16 protein-coding genes are annotated in these 16,678 nt (G+C 61.0%); 3 read left to right on the top strand and 13 right to left on the bottom strand.

What is annotated here, in order from left to right; translation table 11 throughout:
* Window positions 1–191 precede the first annotated feature (191 nt).
* From ubiM to NKJ15_RS26475, 10 genes are all read right to left on the bottom strand, one after another.
* The gene (gene ubiM, locus NKJ15_RS26520; protein ID WP_352818731.1) at window positions 192–1,373 is read right to left on the bottom strand and encodes a 5-demethoxyubiquinol-8 5-hydroxylase UbiM; all 1,182 of its coding nucleotides are present in this window, start codon (window positions 1,371–1,373) and stop codon (window positions 192–194) included.
* A gap of 422 nt (window positions 1,374–1,795) precedes the next feature.
* Window positions 1,796–1,948, bottom strand: a complete 153-nt coding sequence (gene ccoS / locus NKJ15_RS26515) for a cbb3-type cytochrome oxidase assembly protein CcoS (RefSeq protein ID WP_023679633.1) — start codon at window positions 1,946–1,948, stop codon at window positions 1,796–1,798.
* Window positions 1,945–4,233 (bottom strand): cation-translocating P-type ATPase, encoded by a 2,289-nt coding sequence (locus NKJ15_RS26510; RefSeq protein WP_352818632.1) that lies wholly within the window; start codon window positions 4,231–4,233, stop codon window positions 1,945–1,947. Before NKJ15_RS26510 ends, ccoS begins: the two co-directional genes overlap by 4 nt.
* Window positions 4,230–4,727 carry a FixH family protein gene (locus tag NKJ15_RS26505; protein WP_352474118.1) on the bottom strand — a complete coding sequence of 166 codons (498 nt, stop codon included), beginning with the start codon at window positions 4,725–4,727 and terminating at the stop codon, window positions 4,230–4,232. The genes NKJ15_RS26510 and NKJ15_RS26505 overlap by 4 nt, the downstream gene beginning before the upstream one ends.
* The gene (gene ccoG / locus NKJ15_RS26500; protein WP_352818630.1) at window positions 4,724–6,283 is read right to left on the bottom strand and encodes a cytochrome c oxidase accessory protein CcoG; all 1,560 of its coding nucleotides are present in this window, start codon (window positions 6,281–6,283) and stop codon (window positions 4,724–4,726) included. The genes NKJ15_RS26505 and ccoG overlap by 4 nt, the downstream gene beginning before the upstream one ends.
* A gap of 111 nt (window positions 6,284–6,394) precedes the next feature.
* Window positions 6,395–7,258 (bottom strand): cytochrome-c oxidase, cbb3-type subunit III, encoded by an 864-nt coding sequence (gene ccoP, locus NKJ15_RS26495; protein ID WP_352516163.1) that lies wholly within the window; start codon window positions 7,256–7,258, stop codon window positions 6,395–6,397.
* A 2-nt stretch (window positions 7,259–7,260) separates the two neighbouring features.
* On the bottom strand, window positions 7,261–7,410 hold the full coding sequence (locus NKJ15_RS26490; protein ID WP_023679629.1) for a cbb3-type cytochrome c oxidase subunit 3: 150 nt from the start codon (window positions 7,408–7,410) through the stop codon (window positions 7,261–7,263).
* An 11-nt stretch (window positions 7,411–7,421) separates the two neighbouring features.
* The gene (gene ccoO, locus NKJ15_RS26485; protein WP_352818627.1) at window positions 7,422–8,153 is read right to left on the bottom strand and encodes a cytochrome-c oxidase, cbb3-type subunit II; all 732 of its coding nucleotides are present in this window, start codon (window positions 8,151–8,153) and stop codon (window positions 7,422–7,424) included.
* Window positions 8,144–9,775 (bottom strand): cytochrome-c oxidase, cbb3-type subunit I, encoded by a 1,632-nt coding sequence (gene ccoN / locus NKJ15_RS26480; protein WP_352818623.1) that lies wholly within the window; start codon window positions 9,773–9,775, stop codon window positions 8,144–8,146. Before ccoN ends, ccoO begins: the two co-directional genes overlap by 10 nt.
* Window positions 9,776–10,378: 603 nt before the next feature.
* Complete coding sequence (locus tag NKJ15_RS26475) at window positions 10,379–11,125, bottom strand: Crp/Fnr family transcriptional regulator (protein WP_352453609.1); 747 nt, start codon at window positions 11,123–11,125, stop codon at window positions 10,379–10,381.
* 154 nt (window positions 11,126–11,279) lie between these two features.
* On the opposite strand from NKJ15_RS26475, the gene hemN reads away from it, so the two are divergent.
* A complete protein-coding gene (hemN, locus tag NKJ15_RS26470; protein ID WP_352818620.1) occupies window positions 11,280–12,629 on the top strand; it encodes an oxygen-independent coproporphyrinogen III oxidase in 1,350 nt (449 codons plus the stop codon).
* A gap of 559 nt (window positions 12,630–13,188) precedes the next feature.
* Here hemN and queE read toward each other — a convergent pair.
* The 3 genes from queE to queC are packed head-to-tail and all read right to left on the bottom strand — an operon-like array spanning window position 13,189 to window position 14,974.
* Entirely contained in the window at window positions 13,189–13,923 is a 735-nt protein-coding gene (gene queE, locus NKJ15_RS26465; protein ID WP_352453860.1) for a 7-carboxy-7-deazaguanine synthase QueE, read from the bottom strand.
* On the bottom strand, window positions 13,920–14,276 hold the full coding sequence (gene queD / locus NKJ15_RS26460) for a 6-carboxytetrahydropterin synthase QueD (RefSeq protein ID WP_023722053.1): 357 nt from the start codon (window positions 14,274–14,276) through the stop codon (window positions 13,920–13,922). Before queD ends, queE begins: the two co-directional genes overlap by 4 nt.
* Window positions 14,276–14,974: a 7-cyano-7-deazaguanine synthase QueC gene (queC, locus tag NKJ15_RS26455; RefSeq protein WP_031194962.1), complete on the bottom strand. Its 699-nt coding sequence runs from the start codon at window positions 14,972–14,974 to the stop codon at window positions 14,276–14,278. Before queC ends, queD begins: the two co-directional genes overlap by 1 nt.
* Window positions 14,975–15,575: 601 nt before the next feature.
* On the opposite strand from queC, the gene NKJ15_RS26450 reads away from it, so the two are divergent.
* Both NKJ15_RS26450 and NKJ15_RS26445 read left to right on the top strand, forming a co-directional pair.
* The gene (locus NKJ15_RS26450; protein WP_352453859.1) at window positions 15,576–15,965 is read left to right on the top strand and encodes a hypothetical protein; all 390 of its coding nucleotides are present in this window, start codon (window positions 15,576–15,578) and stop codon (window positions 15,963–15,965) included.
* A 32-nt stretch (window positions 15,966–15,997) separates the two neighbouring features.
* Entirely contained in the window at window positions 15,998–16,126 is a 129-nt protein-coding gene (locus NKJ15_RS26445) for a hypothetical protein (protein ID WP_352818617.1), read from the top strand.
* Window positions 16,127–16,678: the final 552 nt, after the last annotated feature.

The following is a 16,678-nucleotide window of genomic DNA, read 5'->3' as shown; positions in this document are numbered from 1 at the left end:
GGCGCACGTCTGCCTCTTGGCCTTGCCGTCTGACCATCGAGCTCTTGCCCGCACGCGTGCCTTGATCCGAATCATCCCAGGATCGGCAACGTCACCATGGAAGCAGCCCTACCAACGGCATCAACGCGCCCGGCGAGACAAAAGGAAGCCGGGCCGAGATAGCGTTCCAGAGCGGCAGCGCTGCCTGCGATTCACCGCCTGAGCATGGCCGAAATGCCATGGCGGATAAAGGGAAGATATTGGGCAAAGCGAAGCCCTGCATGTCTTGCAAGCCGTGCCGCCGGGTGCTCGCCTGAGTAGAGAGCGACAAGTGCATTCGTAGCATGATAGAGCGGTGCCGCCGACAGACGCAGCCGGCTTTCGTATCTGCCGAGTATGTCGGGATCAGCAATGTCGCGGCGCTCGCGACATGCCGCCAGGATTCTATCGGCGAGTTGCTTCTGGCCACTGAGGCCGATGTTGAAGCCATGCGCGGTCACCGGGTGCATGCCGAGGGCAGCATCGCCGATCAGTGCCGCACTCGGAGCCCAGAACTTGTGCGCCCAGGTCGTGACCAGCGGATAGGCATGGCGGGTGCTTGCCAAGGTCATCTCTCCGAAGCGTCCTCGACACCGGCTCGTCGATTCCATGAGGAACAAATCGTCGTCGAGAGCAAGCAGTCTGTCGGCCTCGCTTGAGCGCAAAGTGAGAAGCAGCGACGACACGCCTTCCATGAGCGGCAACATCGCTATCGTCTGATGGTGATCGAACCATTCGACCGCGATCTGGTGATGGGCGCGCTCGTGCCTCACTCGGCAAATCAGCATGGAGTTGCCAAGCCGATTGATGTCGGCGCCAATGCCGAGCAGGTCGCGCGTCGCGGACAAACGCGAATCCGCTGCAACGAGCAGCCGAGCGGCCAATTGCCTGCCATCAGAGAGCGTTATGACTGCTTCTTTGTGGCTGGTTGTTGCATTGACGACCGAGCGGCCGCACAGCAGCTGGGCATGATCCTGGAAGTGGACAAGCTTGAACAGGGCGTCGCGGATCCGACAATTTGGGACCAGAATTCCGAGTGGTTCCCCAGATCCGCTGGGAGAATCGAAGCTCAGGGCGAAAGGGCTCGATCCGTTGAGCACGCGCGCGCCTTGTAGCGGTGATTTGTCCGAAGCGGGGATGGCATCCCAGGCGCCGAGCTCGCGAAGGATTCCAACCGATGCGTGGGTCAGCGCGATCTCGCGACCGTCGAAAGCCGGATTCGCCAGGCTTTCGAGCGACTGCCGTTCAACCACTGCCACCTTGAGTCGGCTCTGGGCAAGCGACGCGGCGAAGGAAAGTCCGACCGGCCCGGCTCCGACGACAATAACGTCGAATCTATCGACAGAGCCGGCCATCAGCGTGCCGCCATTGCGTCGGCTATCTGCGACGAAGGGCACTGGAACGCATCGCAATCGATCCACGGTTTGCGGCTCATCTCCCCAAGCGTCTCCACGCGACCTAACCGTCCGTTAGACATCCGTTCTCCGTTCAAAAATGCTCAATAAACCATGCCTATGAAGAGATAACCCTGATGTGGATCAACCAGGCTCGATAAACGCGGCAACGGCGGGTTCACGGTCGACTGGTCGACCGCCACACCATGATCTGGTCAGGTCATCATGGAATGGCCGGCTTCCCGTTCGGTGCGGCCCTTTCCTGGCCGAAAGTTCGGCAACGTATTCTGGCTGATCCGTTCGCACCCGTCGCGCGCCGAAATCGGCATGACGCGAAGCAACCGCGGAAAATATTCGAGCGAGACGTCGCAGGGCTGGCTGGGTCAACTGCGCGGCTCGTCGCGGTCGATCAGGATCCGCTCGGCGGCGCCATCGAGATCTTCATATTGGCCGCTCCTCAAGGCCCACAGGAACCCGGCCAGCCCAAGCGCTCCGAGGAACAGGGCCACAGGTATGAGGTAGGCGAGCGTCGTCATGAGGATTGTGCCAGTGCGCCAATGTCGGAGTGCCTGTCATGTCGGGCATCTTGCACCGATGCATTTGACACGAAACCTTGCAAGCGTAGCGCATTGCCGATGACCAGGAGGGACGAGGCGGACATCGCGACCGCCGCGATCAGTGGCGTAACGTGCCCCAGAATGGCGACCGGCACGGCGATGCCATTGTAAACGATCGCGATGGCGATGTTCTGCCGGATCAGCCGTCCGGCCTTCCGCGAAATGTCTAAAGCAAGTGGGACCGCCAGAAGACTTTTACGCAGGAACACGAAATCCGCGGCGTTGCGACCGATATCCGCCGCCGTGGCCGGAGCGATCGAAACGTGTGCGGCACCCAATGCAGGCGTGTCGTTGAGCCCATCACCGACCATCAGCACCTTGTGGCCAGTTCGCGTCAATGCTTCGATGTGTTCGACCTTCCCGGAGGGAAGCAGCGCGGGAAGGAAGCGCTCGACGCCCAGTGCTTCCGCGACCTCGCCGCAGGCAGCTTCTGTGTCGCCCGACAGCATCTCCACCGACACGCCGGCGCCGTTCAGTTGCTCGATGGCCGCCTTGGCATCGGCACGCAGCTCATCCTCGAAATCGAAAGTCGCGACAATGACCCCGTCCTTCGTCAGAACGGTTCCGCCATAGCCTTGTTTGCCTTCGCCGCCGGTCCGGGCTTTCCACTCAGCCCATCCGCGGCGACCCAGCCGCCAGGTACTGCCCTCGGCGATGGCTTCGATGCCGAAGCCCGGATGCTCGCTGACGGACGCGAGTTTCGGCTGGCCGGCAAAGGCTGCATGGCCAGCGATTGCCTTCGAAAAGGGATGGCGGGAATGCGCTGCCATCTCGGCCGCCATGGCGAGCATAATCGGATCGATGGACGGCGCATTGATCAGCCTTGGCAGTCCGAGCGTAAGCGTGCCGGTTTTGTCGAACAATGCCGTGTCGATCCCCGTCAGGCGCTCCATGGCGGAGCCGTCCTTGACCATGACGCCGCTTTCGAACAGCCGGCGCGCAGCGACCACCTGTACGATCGGCACGGAGAGACCGAGCGCGCACGGGCATGTGATGATCAAAACGGCGATGGCGATGGTTATCGCCCGGTGCCAGTCGCCGGTCGCCGCCATCCAGCCGAGGAACGTCGCAAAGGCGGTGAGGTGGACCACGGGGGCATAGAGCGCGGAGACGCGATCGGCGATCCTGCGATGGCGGGCGCGGCCGCCCTCTGCCGCTTCCATCAGCCGAACGATTTCGGCCAGGAATGAATCCTTCGCGGCGGCCGTCGCCTCGATGGTCAGCGGACCGGTGAGATTGAGTGTACCGGCCTGGACCTGCGCCCCCGGGCCCACCGTTCTGGGCGTGCTTTCCCCGGAAACCAGGGAACAGTCGAGATCCGATGCCCCGCCAATGATCCTGCCGTCGATGGGCACCCTCTCGCCAGCCGCAATCAAGAGCTCCATTCCTGGTTCGATCTCGCCAACCGGCAAGTAGTCGCGCGAACCATCCTCGCGCAGCACCATGGCGCCGCGCGCCGCCAGCCGAGCCAGTCCGTTTACGGCCGTCCGTGCCCGTTCCCGCATCACGTGATCCAGCGTGCGGCCGATCAGCAGAAAGAACAGCAGCGACACCGACGCGTCGAAATAAGCATGGTCGCCATGGTTGATCGTCTCGTAGAGGCTCATGGCGTAAGCGAGCGATACCCCGACCGCGATCGGCACGTCCATGTTCATGCGGCTGTGGCGCAGCGCATTCCAGGCCGAGCGAAAATAGATGCCGCCGGCGAAAGCGAGCACAGGAATGGCAATCAAGGCCGAGACCCAATGGAACAGGTCGCGGGTCGCGCCTTGCGCGCCGGACCAGACGGAGACTGATAGCAGCATGATGTTGCCCGCCGCAAAGCCGGCGACCGCGACGGCGCGGATCAGTTCCGAGAGCGTCTTGTCCTTCCCGTCAGCCTCGGGATCGAACAGGTGCGCGCCATAGCCCAGCCGTCCAAGTGTGGCGACGAATGGCGGAACCTCCTCGCCGCGCCACCGGACCGAAACACGTTTCGTCGAAAGATTGACACGAGCGCCTTCGACGCGATCTAGCTTGCCGATCGCCGTCTCGATCGTCTGGATGCAGGCGGCACAATGCACAGCCGGCACCGAGAGGTCGGTCTGGCGAAGATTTTCGCCAATCGAGCGGCTCGCCAGTCTGATTTCCTGGCCAGAAGGCAGGACCAGTGTGACCTTTTCCAGGTCCAATGCCATTTGGGCGCCTGGCGCGCAGCAGCTCATTGCAGCGCCCCGTGGGAAATCATGATCCGGCGAACGTCGCGATAGGGTTCCGCAAGGCTCGCATCGGCGTCGATTTCGACGATCCAGAGGCCATCCTTGGGCGTGTGGTGCGCGGCGAATATCTGACCGGAGGCAGCCTCAAGAGTGACGGATTTGTCCTCGGCCTCGTAGGCGGGATGACGGAACAGCACCTTGACGCCATGCAAGGCAACCGGCTTGCCGACAGCATCGGTGAGGCTGTAGCGGACCTCACCGCCTGCGATGGTCAGTTTGCCAGTCCAGCCGAGGGCCGCCTGAGCTCGCCCTTGCTCGGCCTTTTTGTTGAATTGCTGGCTCGCCACATAGGTGTTTTCGACGACAAGGCCGGTCCAGCTCGTGTTGGCGAGCGTCGCCATCGTCAGATTGACCGCTATGACCACGCCGAAGAAGCCAAGGATGGTGAACAGCATATGCCTGCCGGTGAATTCGCGGGATTGTCGCGAGGTGTCGCTCATCTGGCGCTCTCCGGTGCGTTGAAAGTGGCCGTATATTCGTCCGACTCGAACGTTGCCTTGTTTTCGACCCGGAACTTGAAGCTTTGCGCTGCACCCCGAACCTGATCTGCCGGCTGACGCACGAAAACCTTGAGCATCTTCAGCCGGTCGGGTTCGACCGGGACGGCGAAGGAGCGATCCGCCGGCAGGTCGATGCCGACAACGCTTATTTCGGCTCCATGCAGGCCCTGCATCGTGACAATGATCGTTCTTGGTTCGGGGATCATGTTGAGCAGCTTGACGGTGTAGCCGTTGCGGATCGAACCGTCGGACAGCGTCACGAACTGCGGGTTGCGATCGTGCAGGACATTCAATTCGAGCCGTTCGCGGGTCAGCAGCGAATAGAGCAGCGCGAGACCGACCGCCGACCAGACGCCCATGTAGATGAAGGTGCGCGGGCGAAAGATCTTGCGAATATGGAAACGGGCCACCTTGTCGGAGAACAGGCCGTCAGCGCTCCTGACCAGTGACGGGTTGACTGAACCGGAGCCGCCCGGGGTCGCCAGCATCACATTGGCGTTGTAGTCGGCCAGCGTCGCATAGGAAATCAGTCCGCGCTCCCTGCCGAGCTTGTCCATGATACCGTCACAGGTATCGATGCAGAGCGCGCAGGTGATGCATTCAAGCTGCTGGCCATCACGAATGTCGATCCCCATCGGGCACACCGCGACACAGGCATTGCAGTCGACGCAGTCGCCGACGGGCTGCCCGGCGGCAAGGACCCTCTTGGCGTGACGCGAGCGCGGTTCGCCGCGCCAGTCATTATAGGTGACGGTGAGGGAATTCTCGTCGAGCATGGCCGCCTGGATGCGCGGCCATGGGCACATGTAGGTGCAGACCTGCTCGCGCATCAGCCCGCCGAACGTATAGGTCGTCGCCGTCAGCACGGCGGCGGTGATGTAGGCGACGGGGGCGGCGGTGCCGGTGAAGAGTTCCCCAAGCAGCATCGGCGCATCGGCGAAATAGAAAATCCAGGCGCCGCCGGTCAGCACCCCTATGACCAGCCAAATGGCGTGTTTCGATGTTCGCAGCACGAGTTTGCGCGCAGTCCAGGGACCGGCATCGAGCTTGATGCGCGCGTTGCGGTCGCCCTCGATGGCTCGCTCGACGACCAGAAACAGATCGACCCACACGGTCTGCGGGCACGTATAGCCGCACCAGGCCCGGCCGACGGTGGATGTGATCAGGAAAAGGCCGACACCGGCCATGACCAGCAGGCCGGCGACGTAGTAGAATTCCTGCGGCCATATCTCGATGAAGAAGAAGTAGAAACGCCGGTTGGCAAGATCGACCAGCACGGCCTGGTCCGGGGCAAATGGCCCGCGATCCCACCGCAGCCAAGGTGTCAGGTAGTAGATCCCCAGCGTGATTGCCATCACCGACCACTTGAAGCGGCGGAAACTGCCAGAGGCCCGGTTCGGGAAGATCTTCTTGCGTGCGGCATAGAGCGGCTGACGGGTCTTGGCGGAGTTGACCGCATCGGCTTCGAGCCGTTCTATTTGCGTGTTATCGAGCACGAGAAGCTCCAGTCACCAGCGACCCATCGGTTTCTGGATGATGCCGAGGCCCGGCTCGCGCCGGGCCTCGTCGCTTGGCGGTGGGGGGGAGGACGAGAATAGGCTGCGTACCTATTCTCCGCCACCAAGCGAATGGACATAGACCGCGAGTTCCTTGGCCTTGATCTCGCCGAGACGCCCGATCCAGGCCGGCATGACGCCGTGCTTCGGCGCGCGGACCTGCGCGGCGATGGCTGTTTCGCCAGACCCGTATAGCCAGATCGCGTCGGTCAGGTCGGGTGCGCCGAGCTCCCTGTTGCCCTTTGCATTCTCACCATGACAGGCCGCACAATTCTCGGCGAAAACATTGGCGCCGAGTTCGATCAGGCTTGTGTCCTGAACAGGATCGGAGAGGCTTGCGACATAGGCGCCGACCTGCTTGATCTGATCCGTCGTGATGATGTCGCCAAAAGCAGGCATTTCCGACAGGCGCGTATCCGGGTCTGATGCGAAGCGGATGCCGTGCGCAATCGTCTGCTGGATCTGTTCGGCGTTGCCACCCCACAGCCAATCATCGTCGTTTAGGTTGGGAAAACCCTTGGACCCTTGAGCGCCCGAGCCATGGCACTGCACGCAATTGACCTTGAACGCGGCGCCACCTGCGGCGACGGCGAATTCGCGTAGCGTATCGTCGGCAGTAATCTCGGAGACGGTCTTCGCCTGAATGGCAGCGACAAATTTACCCTTGGCCACTTCGGCCGCGGCCAGTTCATTCTTGACGTCTCTGCGGCTCGAATACCCCAGCACACCCCTGGTCGCGGAAGTCAGCATCGGCCATGCCGGATAGACGACGGTGTAGCCGATCGCCCAGGCAATGGTGATGTAGAAGGTGATGACCCACCAGCGGGGAAGCGGGTTGTTGAGTTCCTTGATGCCGTCCCACTCATGGCCGGTCGTCGAGATACCCGAAACCTCGTCGATATGCTCGCTGCCCATGATCAGTCGTCCTTGAGAGGAATGTGAGCGGCTCTCTCGGCTTGCCTGCGGCTGCCGGGACGAAGTGCAAAGGCAACGCATCCGAGGAAGAAAAGCGCCATGGCAAGCAGGCCCCAGCTGTCGGCAAACTCCCGCATGAAATTGTAGGTCATCGCCATTCTCCTCAGCGGTAACCGGCGGCTTCGTCATAGGTCCTGAAATCGACCAGCGTGCCGAGCATCTGCAAATAGGCGACCAGCGCATCCATTTCGGTGACCTGCTGCGGATCGCCGTCGAAGTCCCCAACCTTGGCTTTCGGATAGCGTCTCTCCAGGCCCGATGTGTCGGCATTCGCATCGGCCTGCGCCATGAGATCGGCATTGGCATGAGCGATCATGTCGTCTGAATAGGGCACACCGACACGGCTGTTGGCGATCAGATGCGTCGAGAAATCCTTCACCTCGATGGGCATGTCCTTCAGGAACGCGTAGCTCGGCATGATCGATTCCGGCACCACCGAACGCGGCTCGGTGAGATGCTGGACGTGCCATCCGTTCGAGTAGCGGTCGCCGACCCGGGCGAGATCCGGCCCGGTGCGCTTCGAGCCCCACTGGAACGGGTGGTCGTAGATCGACTCGGCCGCCAGGCTATAGTGGCCGTAGCGCTCGACCTCGTCGCGGAACGGCCTTATCATCTGGCTGTGGCAGAGGTAACAGCCCTCACGCACATAGATGTTGCGCCCGGCGAGCTCGAGCGGCGAATAGGGCCGCATGCCTTCCACCTTCTCGATGGTGTTGTCGAGATAGAAGAGCGGCGCGATCTCGACGATACCGCCGATCGTTACGACCAGCAGGGACCCGAGGAGAAGAACTGTGGCGTTCTTCTCGATGACCGCGTGTCTGTCCATCAGGACCATTTTCTGGCTCCTGATCGCACAGGCTGGAGGGCGGGGATGGAGCGTGGCATCGGATCCTCCTCGCGCTGGTAGCCGAGGATAGTCATGGCGATGTTCCAGGCCATGAGGAGGGCGCCCGACAGATACATCGCGCCGCCGATGGCACGCATGATGTAGTAGGGATGCATGGCGGCGACGCTTTCGGCGAAGGAGTAGACCAGGAAGCCCTGCTCGTTGTATTCGCGCCACATCAGGCCCTGCATGACGCCGGAGACCCACATCACCGCGGCGTAAACGACGATCCCAAGCGTCGCCAGCCAGAAGTGCCAGTTGACGAGCCGCAGCGAATAAAGCCGGTCGCGATTCCATAACTTCGGGACCATGAAATAAATCGCGCCGAACGAGATCATGCCAACCCATCCGAGCGCGCCCGAATGGACGTGACCGATGGTCCAGTCGGTGTAGTGCGAGAGCGAGTTGACGGCCTTGATTGACATCATTGGGCCTTCGAAGGTCGACATTCCGTAGAAGGCGATGGCCATCACCATCATACGGATGATCGGGTCGGTGCGCAGCTTGTCCCAGGCGCCCGAGAGCGTCATCAGGCCGTTTATCATGCCGCCCCACGAGGGCATCCAGAGCATGATCGAGAACACCATGCCGAGCGTCTGGGCCCAGTCCGGCAGGGCGGTGTAGTGGAGGTGGTGCGGACCGGCCCAGATGTAGAGAAAGATCAAAGCCCAGAAGTGGATGATCGACAGCCGGTAGGAATAGACCGGTCGGTTGGCTTGCTTGGGCACGAAATAATACATCATCCCGAGGAAGCCGGCGGTGAGGAAAAAGCCGACGGCATTGTGGCCGTACCACCATTGCGTCAGGGCGTCCTGTACGCCGGAGAAGGCTGAATAGCTCTTGGAGCCCAGGAAGGAGACCGGCATCGACAGGTTGTTGATCACATGCAGCATTGCGATGGTCACGATGAAGGCAAGGTAGAACCAGTTGGCGACATAGATGTGCGGTTCCTCGCGCTTTAGGATCGTGCCGAGGAACAGGATGAGATAGGCGACCCAGACAATGGTCAGCCACAGGTCCACATACCATTCGGGCTCGGCGTATTCGCGGCTCTCGGTGATACCGAGCAGGTAGCCGGTTGCCGCCATGACGATGAACAGCTGATAGCCCCAAAACACGAACCAGGCGAGATCGCCGCCGAACAGCCTGGCACGACAGGTCCGCTGCACGACATAAAGTGACGTGCAGATGAGTGCATTGCCGCCGAAGGCAAAAACCACGCCGGAAGTATGCAAAGGCCGCAGTCGGCCGAAATTGAACCAGGGCTGGATGTTGAGATCGGGGTAGGCGAGCTGCAGGGCGATGACCACGCCGACCAGCATGCCGACGACGCCCCAGAATACGGTGGCGATGGCACCGTAGCGGATCGGCCCATCCATGTAAGCGGCGGGGTCGATCGGAACTGCCGGCTTGAACTCCGTGTTGCGCAACAGAATCGCAGTGAAGCCAGCCACGGCGAAGAACAAAACCCACATATGCCGGCGAAAAGGTTCATCTACGCCGAAGCCGGCAGCCACCAGGGCCGCAAACGCAAACAGGCTTAGAAGGACGATCTCTGTGCCGAATTTCATCGCAAGCCCCGATTTCCAATTCCGGCGGGCGCCAACCGCAGTGCCTTATTGCGCAGCCGTGGCCTGCTCGCCCTGATCCATGTCAGAGCCGCACGATTTTGCTTCGAGCAGCATCGAGTTCGGTGCGATCAGACTGTGGCGATCGAATGTGGAAGCGCGGCACCGGCCGCCACGCTTACGGACAGGCCCCGCGTCCCCGGTCGGGCCGGGTATGGAGGCGATCGCGGGCGTGTGGGGAAGCGCGCCTTCTGTGACGCTGGAAAGTAGGCCGATGCCTTGCCGAACGTCGATCGTTTCAATGCCTTGGGACATCCAGCGCCAGCGTTGCGCTGCCTTCGTGCATTCATGGTTCGGGGAGACGGCGATTTTCCCCTGCGTATGAGGCGTATTGACTTCGGCCGAGTGCAATCCTGCCTGGAACAGCCGGTTGCACGTCGAGCACCTCGAGGATGGATGCTTCGCCGACGAGTTGGCCGAAACACACCTGGCTCAGGCGATCGGATGGAGAGCGGGCTGTCGCTATGCGGCTTCTTCTAAGCCCAACGCGAGCATGCCCTGCCCCGAACGAAATAAGTGACGTAGGCCATGCAGCTTCGATGTCATTCAAAGGGCGGTTGCGCCTCGGCCGCCGCAGCGCCGTTCCAGCCGGCTCATGCTGTCCACGGTGACACGGCGGTTGTTCTCGATCCGAATCACGCCGTCCATTCTCAGGCTGGTCAGCTGACGGCTCACGGTCTCGTTTGTAATTCCAAGGAAATCAGAGATGTCGGCTCGCGTCATCGGCAGCTCGAAGCACGCCGACCTAGCCGCCGGGTCAACACTGGAATCGATGTTCCGGGCGATCATGAGGAGAAAGCTCGCCACCTTCTCCGGTGCGGTCTTGCGCCCCAGAGTCACCATCCATTCGCGTGCCTCGTCGAGTTCGTTCAGCGCCTGCTTGAACAGGCGATGCACAAATTCCGGTGATTCCTTCATCAACCGTTCGATGGCCGCTCTCGGAAACGAACATAGCGAGACAGCTGTTGCCGCTTCCGCATTGATCGCGCTTTTCATCTTGAAGGGCCGTCCCAGAAAATCCGGCGCGAACTGGAGACCGACGATCTGCTGGCGGCCGTCCGAAAGGCTCTTCGTCAGCTTCACCACGCCTGAAAGCACGTTTGAATAACAGTCGACCGCCTCGGCGTCGCCGATCAGTTCGACCCCCGGCTCGATATTGTGCCGCGACGACGTCTTGGCGAGCTGAGCCAAATGGTCTGGTTCGAGCGCACCACAGACACCGCGGTGCCGTGCCTCGCAAGACAGGCAAAGAACGGGAATGCCGGAACTGTGAATGTCCTGCCGTAATGTCATTCGATCGCTCTACTTGTCCAGTGCGGGCAGGATAGCAATCGACGGTAGAAAAATCCTTGCGGCAGTTTGTCCGTGCTGAACGCTGATCGAAATCAGGGCTTAGGCTCATCCAAGCATCCACAGTTCCGGCGACGCAAACACGGTGGACCACGACATGCGACTGGAGCTAGCTGCCAGACTTGGCGAGAACGTCCCGCGCTATACCAGTTATCCGACCGCGCCGCATTTCCATGCGGGGGTCGATGCCGTCGTTTACCGAGGCTGGTTGGAGGCGCTCGAAGGTGGTGACGAGATATCGCTTTACCTGCATATTCCCTATTGCGACAGGCTCTGCTGGTTCTGCGCGTGCCATACCAAACAGACGCGCCACTACGAACCAGTGACCACATATCTCCGTTCACTGCATGCCGAGATCGCCACCGTCTCCAGTCTTGTCACCGGCAAGGGCCGAGTTCGCGCGGTTCATTTCGGCGGCGGTTCGCCGACGATGCTCAAACCGGAAGATATCGTGGCGCTGGGAACCGTCCTGCGCAACAGCTTCACGTTTCTCCCCGGTGCAAAGATCAGCGTTGAGATCGAACCCAACGATATGGACGATGCCCGCCTCGATGCACTTGCCGAAATCGGCATGACAAGGGCGAGCCTCGGCGTCCAGGATTTCGACCCGAAGGTGCAGAAAGCGATCAACCGCGAGCAGACCTTTCTGCAGACCAAGACGGTTGTTGATGGCGTTCGTTCGCGCGGCGTCGAATCCGTCAATCTCGATCTGCTCTACGGCCTGCCGCATCAGACCAGGGAGAGCGTCGCCTCCACGGCTGCACAGGCACTGACCCTGGAACCGGATCGGATCGCGCTTTTTGGCTACGCCCATGTGCCGTGGTTCAAGAAACATCAGACGATGATCGACAAGGCCTGGTTGCCGGGTCCGGCGGAGCGGTTTGCCCAATCGCAATTGGCAGCGCGGGCGATCATGGACCAGGGATACGAAGCAATCGGGCTCGATCATTTCGCCAAGCCCGGCGATGCGCTGGCGCTTGCGGCCCGCGCCGGGACTTTGCACCGGAACTTCCAAGGCTACACCGAGGACTGCTACGAGACATTGATCGGCCTCGGCCCATCGTCCATCAGCCAGTTTCGCCAGGGCTATGCACAGAATATGCCTTCGACCGCCGAGTATGGACGCATGGTTGCTGATGGCGGGCTGGCCGCTGTTCGGGGTATCGCGCTTTCTGACGACGACCGTGTTCGCGGCTGGATCATCGAGCGATTGATGTGTGACTTCGCCTTCTCGGCGATTGAGCTGGTGGAGCGCTTTGGCGAAGCCGGCCAAAGACTTCTCGTCCGAGCGAGTTCCACGGCCCTCCAAGATCCTGCGCGGTTGCTTGAACTTGATGGTGACCGCTTCGTCGTGCCTGCGGAAAGCCGGCCCTTTGTCAGGAGCATCGCGGCAAAGTTCGACAAATATTTCGAAAGTGGAACGGCCAGGCACTCAGCGGCAGTCTGAGCACCGCAGAGGAACGGTCATGGTTCTCAGTCGATCGTGAACCGATTGCGCTACATTTTTCACTGTTGATCGGCGACCGTCGTGTCGAGACAGGATTCGGAGCGGACCAGACGCGTCTTGGTATAGCGACGATATCGTCCGGTCGTGCCTTCCGGCGCCGTATTCCATTTCGCAGTCCCTGAAGCGCCACGTCGAGTCCGGCCTCTTTTCTGTATCGGAAGCAGTCGACAATCGTCCTGGCCAGATCATGGTTGTCGGCCGACAGCTCCCTTCGGCCTTGCAACAAGAATCCGCAAGGACCCTGCCAGCTGCAGCAGGCGCCGCCGCATCGCACCACCACACTATCCACCCGTGGCTCGCGCTAACCTTTGATTGGTTCGCGCCAAGCCGACGCCCGTCGAAACCGAGCCTCGGCAACATTCCGAGTCGTAAGCGGCTGGCCACGCTCCTGGTGCCGGTGGCAGAAAGTCCGCAAGCACCCCGGCAGCGCCGTCAAGCGTGGGACAACCCGTCCACCCGAATATCCGCCGGCGCAGTTTCAGTGAAAAGCGGGCCCAGGCTAGACGGCTCTCTTGTTACCCCAGAGCATAACGTGCAGCTGCGGCAGCACACGGGCTTCGAACCACCTGTCGCGGGTCACGCTATCAACCAGCCACTCCATGCGCTTCAATATTCCGTCAAGGTCGACAGGCGCGTCTTCATTTGCGGGGCGTGGCGGCGTGTGATTGCCGGGTTGCAGATAGATCGGAAGTCGCGGAAATCTCGCAGCGGCGTCTTTCGCGTAGGCGTAGTCCCTTTCGTCGAAAACAATGAGCTTGAGCACGACTTGCGGCCTGCCTTGTGCCGCCTGGAGGCACGCCTCGAAAGCGGCCCAATCGGTCGTCATTTGGCTTGACGGCGGCTTTGGGCTGAGGACTAGCACGTCGAGGTCGGCAAACCAGTCCCTGGCCACCGAACCTTGGGTTTCCAGCGCAAAACGGTAACCTTCACCATGGCCTCGCTCGATGAGCGCGCCGAGCGGCTGGATGGCCGGATTGCCGCCTGACAGCGACACCATCAGCGGGCGGCCACCGGAAAGCGCAAGCACGTTTTGCCACACCGCGCCAATGGACATCATCTCCCATTCATGGCGGAATTGATTGTCCACCGCATGCAGGCTGTCGCACCAGGAACAGCGATAGTCACACCCGCCGGTTCTGACGAAGACCGTCGGCAAACCGATGAGCACGCCCTCGCCCTGGATCGTCGGCCCGAAAATCTCACTCACGCGGATTGCGGGATGCGTATCGGTCATGGCCGGTATTCCGCCCAGGTTTTCGGCGTTTCGCTCACCCGCACGGCCGAGGTTTCGCGCAGGCGTGCCTTGCACCATTCATAAAAATGTCTGGCCAGATATTCCGCCGTGACTTGCTCATGTCCCAGCACGTCGTTGAGATGTCGGTGGTCGAAGCTCTCGTCGATGTAGCGTTTGAATGGCGCCAAATCGTGATAGTCGCGCACGAAGCCGTTGTCGTTCAGTCCATTCGCTGAAAGCTCCACTTCAACGATGTAGTTATGCCCGTGCAGGCGCGCGCATTGGTGATCGGGTGGCAACGAGGTGAGCTGATGCGAGGCTGAGAAGTGGAATTCCTTGGTGATGCGGAACATTACGCGGTCCTCCTTCGCAGCGCATCGAGCCAGAAGTCGGAGTCCTCGTAGTCGGTGGGGTCCGGCTGCCCAGAGAGATGAAACGCCTCGCGCCGCTCGACGCAGGTCCCGCACCTCCCGCAGTGACGCTCGGCGCCCTTGTAGCAGGACCAGGTCTGCGCAAACGGCGTGCCGTATGCTGCTCCATTCCTAACAATGTCCGCCTTCGTGAGATTCACATAGGGTGCATAAATGCGAATCTCCGCGTAGCCGTCGAGCGCGTGGTCCTGCATCATCTGGAAAGCGTCGATGAAGGCCGGACGGCAGTCGGGATAAATGAAATGATCCCCACCATGCACGGCCGTCGCCACCGCCTCAGCGCCGTGCGCTGCGGCGAAGCCGAAGGCAATGGCCAACATGATGGCGTTCCGGTTCGGCACCACCGTGACCTTCATCGTGTCTTCGGCGTAGTGCCCGTCGGGCACGTCCACATTATCGGTCAGCGCGGAGCCGGAAAGGCCGCCGCCGATCTCGTGGATGTCGATGATGCGGTGCGGGACGCTCAGTCGCTCCGCGCAAAGGGCGGCGAAGCCCAATTCCTTCCTATGCCGTTGGCCGTAATCGAAAGATAGGAGGCCGGCGAGTTCGTGCTCCGCTGCCACCTTGTGAGCAAGGGTAACGGAGTCCAATCCGCCGGAGCAGACGACGAGAGTCTTCATTTTTGGGTCCTTGTTTTAACCGGGTAGGCTGCGACCGGAGATTTCTCTGCGCTCCCAGTACTTCAGGAAATCCATTTTGTGAAGTGAACGGGGGACGAGTTTCATGCGCTGACGTGCCGCTGTGTGCAAGGCGCCCTCGCGGTGAGCCTGCAAGGAACACGGACTAGCGAAACGTCACGCTTCAGCGGAATGCTCAAAGGCGAGCGCACCGGAATATGCTCTGCAGGAGGTCCGGACCTTCGTAAACAAAGTTCTCGACGATCAAGCGCCCAGCGGTCCAGAGCTTCGAGGGACGCCACCGCGAGGGTTTCAGGTACAAGACGGCCCGAAGATGGGCTTGCCGCAAGAGAACGGACTTACCAGTGGGATGTTCAGCGACGCCGATGCAGATGTCTGGAATGATCACGACATCAATTGTCGCGGCAACTTTGGCCTCGGGTTCCGTAGATCCAGCGCATTCCGCTTCAGGATCGGTTCGAACCGGAGCACGCCCTCGGTCAATGGACGACCGGCAAACCCTGAATGATCGGTCGTGAGCCGACATCTGTGAACAAGCGGTGTGGTCGATTGCTATCACCCATGTGTTGCGCGCAGGTACCTTATGGCAGTGGATGAACTGGATTTGATGGTTTTACGGCTGGCGGTCGAAAGCGTCCGCTCGCTCTCCTTAAGCTTCGCTGAAAAGGCCGCCGAGGTAGCCACCAGGAGCCGCGGCATCCTGCTTTTCGACGTGCGGGTCGACGGTCATGCGGGGGTCCAGCGGGTCGCAGCCATCCGATATCAGGGCGACCAGATCGGCGTGCTGGCGTTGGACAGACAGGGCCTTGTTACCCACCATTGCATCGTCAACGGTACGTTCTCACATTTCATTGCGCCCTTGGAGACCTGGCACAGCATGCCCCTGTCGATGCAGGCCAAGATCGATGCCAACGGCCATGCCAGTCTCTTCCTAGGGGCCTTGCGAAATGCCGGACATTTGCTGGGCAGCTAGCATTTGGCCAGAATGCATCTGTGAATTTTTGCATGCGCATCGCTGCCGACACCGCTGGCATGGTTGTCGTGCTCGAAAACGGCTGCGGCGATCGCGGCAAAGCGATCGCCGCGATCATGGCGATCAACGCGTGGGCGTTGCATCGATGCGCGATCGTTTGAGACGGAGGTCTCCGCCTGGCATCGAGCAACATGCACGGAGGTACGCAAAGCGCAAATGCATCAAGTAGTTGAAGGGACGAGCCCCTCGCGCAAATGGAGCTTGCGCTGCCGTTGTCGTTCCATCGTGCCGCCGAACTCGGGGGCGTGACGATCGACCACGACGGCCTATTTTTTTGCAAAGCCGAATGTCCCGATTCCGAAGCCACAAAAAAACTCCGATCACAGCGAAGAATAGTAACAACACGGGCGACGCAAGCCGCCTTGCCCTCTAGCAGGGGAGGTGCTTGCGGTGCTCTCACCGACACAAGATCGCAAATGGCACGTGGGTGAGCACCAGAACTGGCGACACGCATGGTGATCGGCTTGACTCGCTGGAGGAAGCACAAGGCCTCAGTGGGCGGAGGCGCCAGCGACGGTCGAATACTGGCTGGCTGCTCGGGATCTGATCGGAAATGACGTAGGATTTGGTTGCTTAAGCCGATCCGAACCATTTCCCGGAGACCACACCCACCATGAACGATCTTGCGCTGCCGCTGAGCGGTTTGTCATCAG

Origin of the sequence: Mesorhizobium sp. M0207 (assembly GCF_040321995.1) — a bacterium.
Lineage (GTDB): Bacteria > Pseudomonadota > Alphaproteobacteria > Rhizobiales > Rhizobiaceae > Mesorhizobium.
The sequence above is the reverse complement of the archived record's forward strand: the minus strand, read 5'-3'. Positions and strand labels throughout refer to the sequence as shown.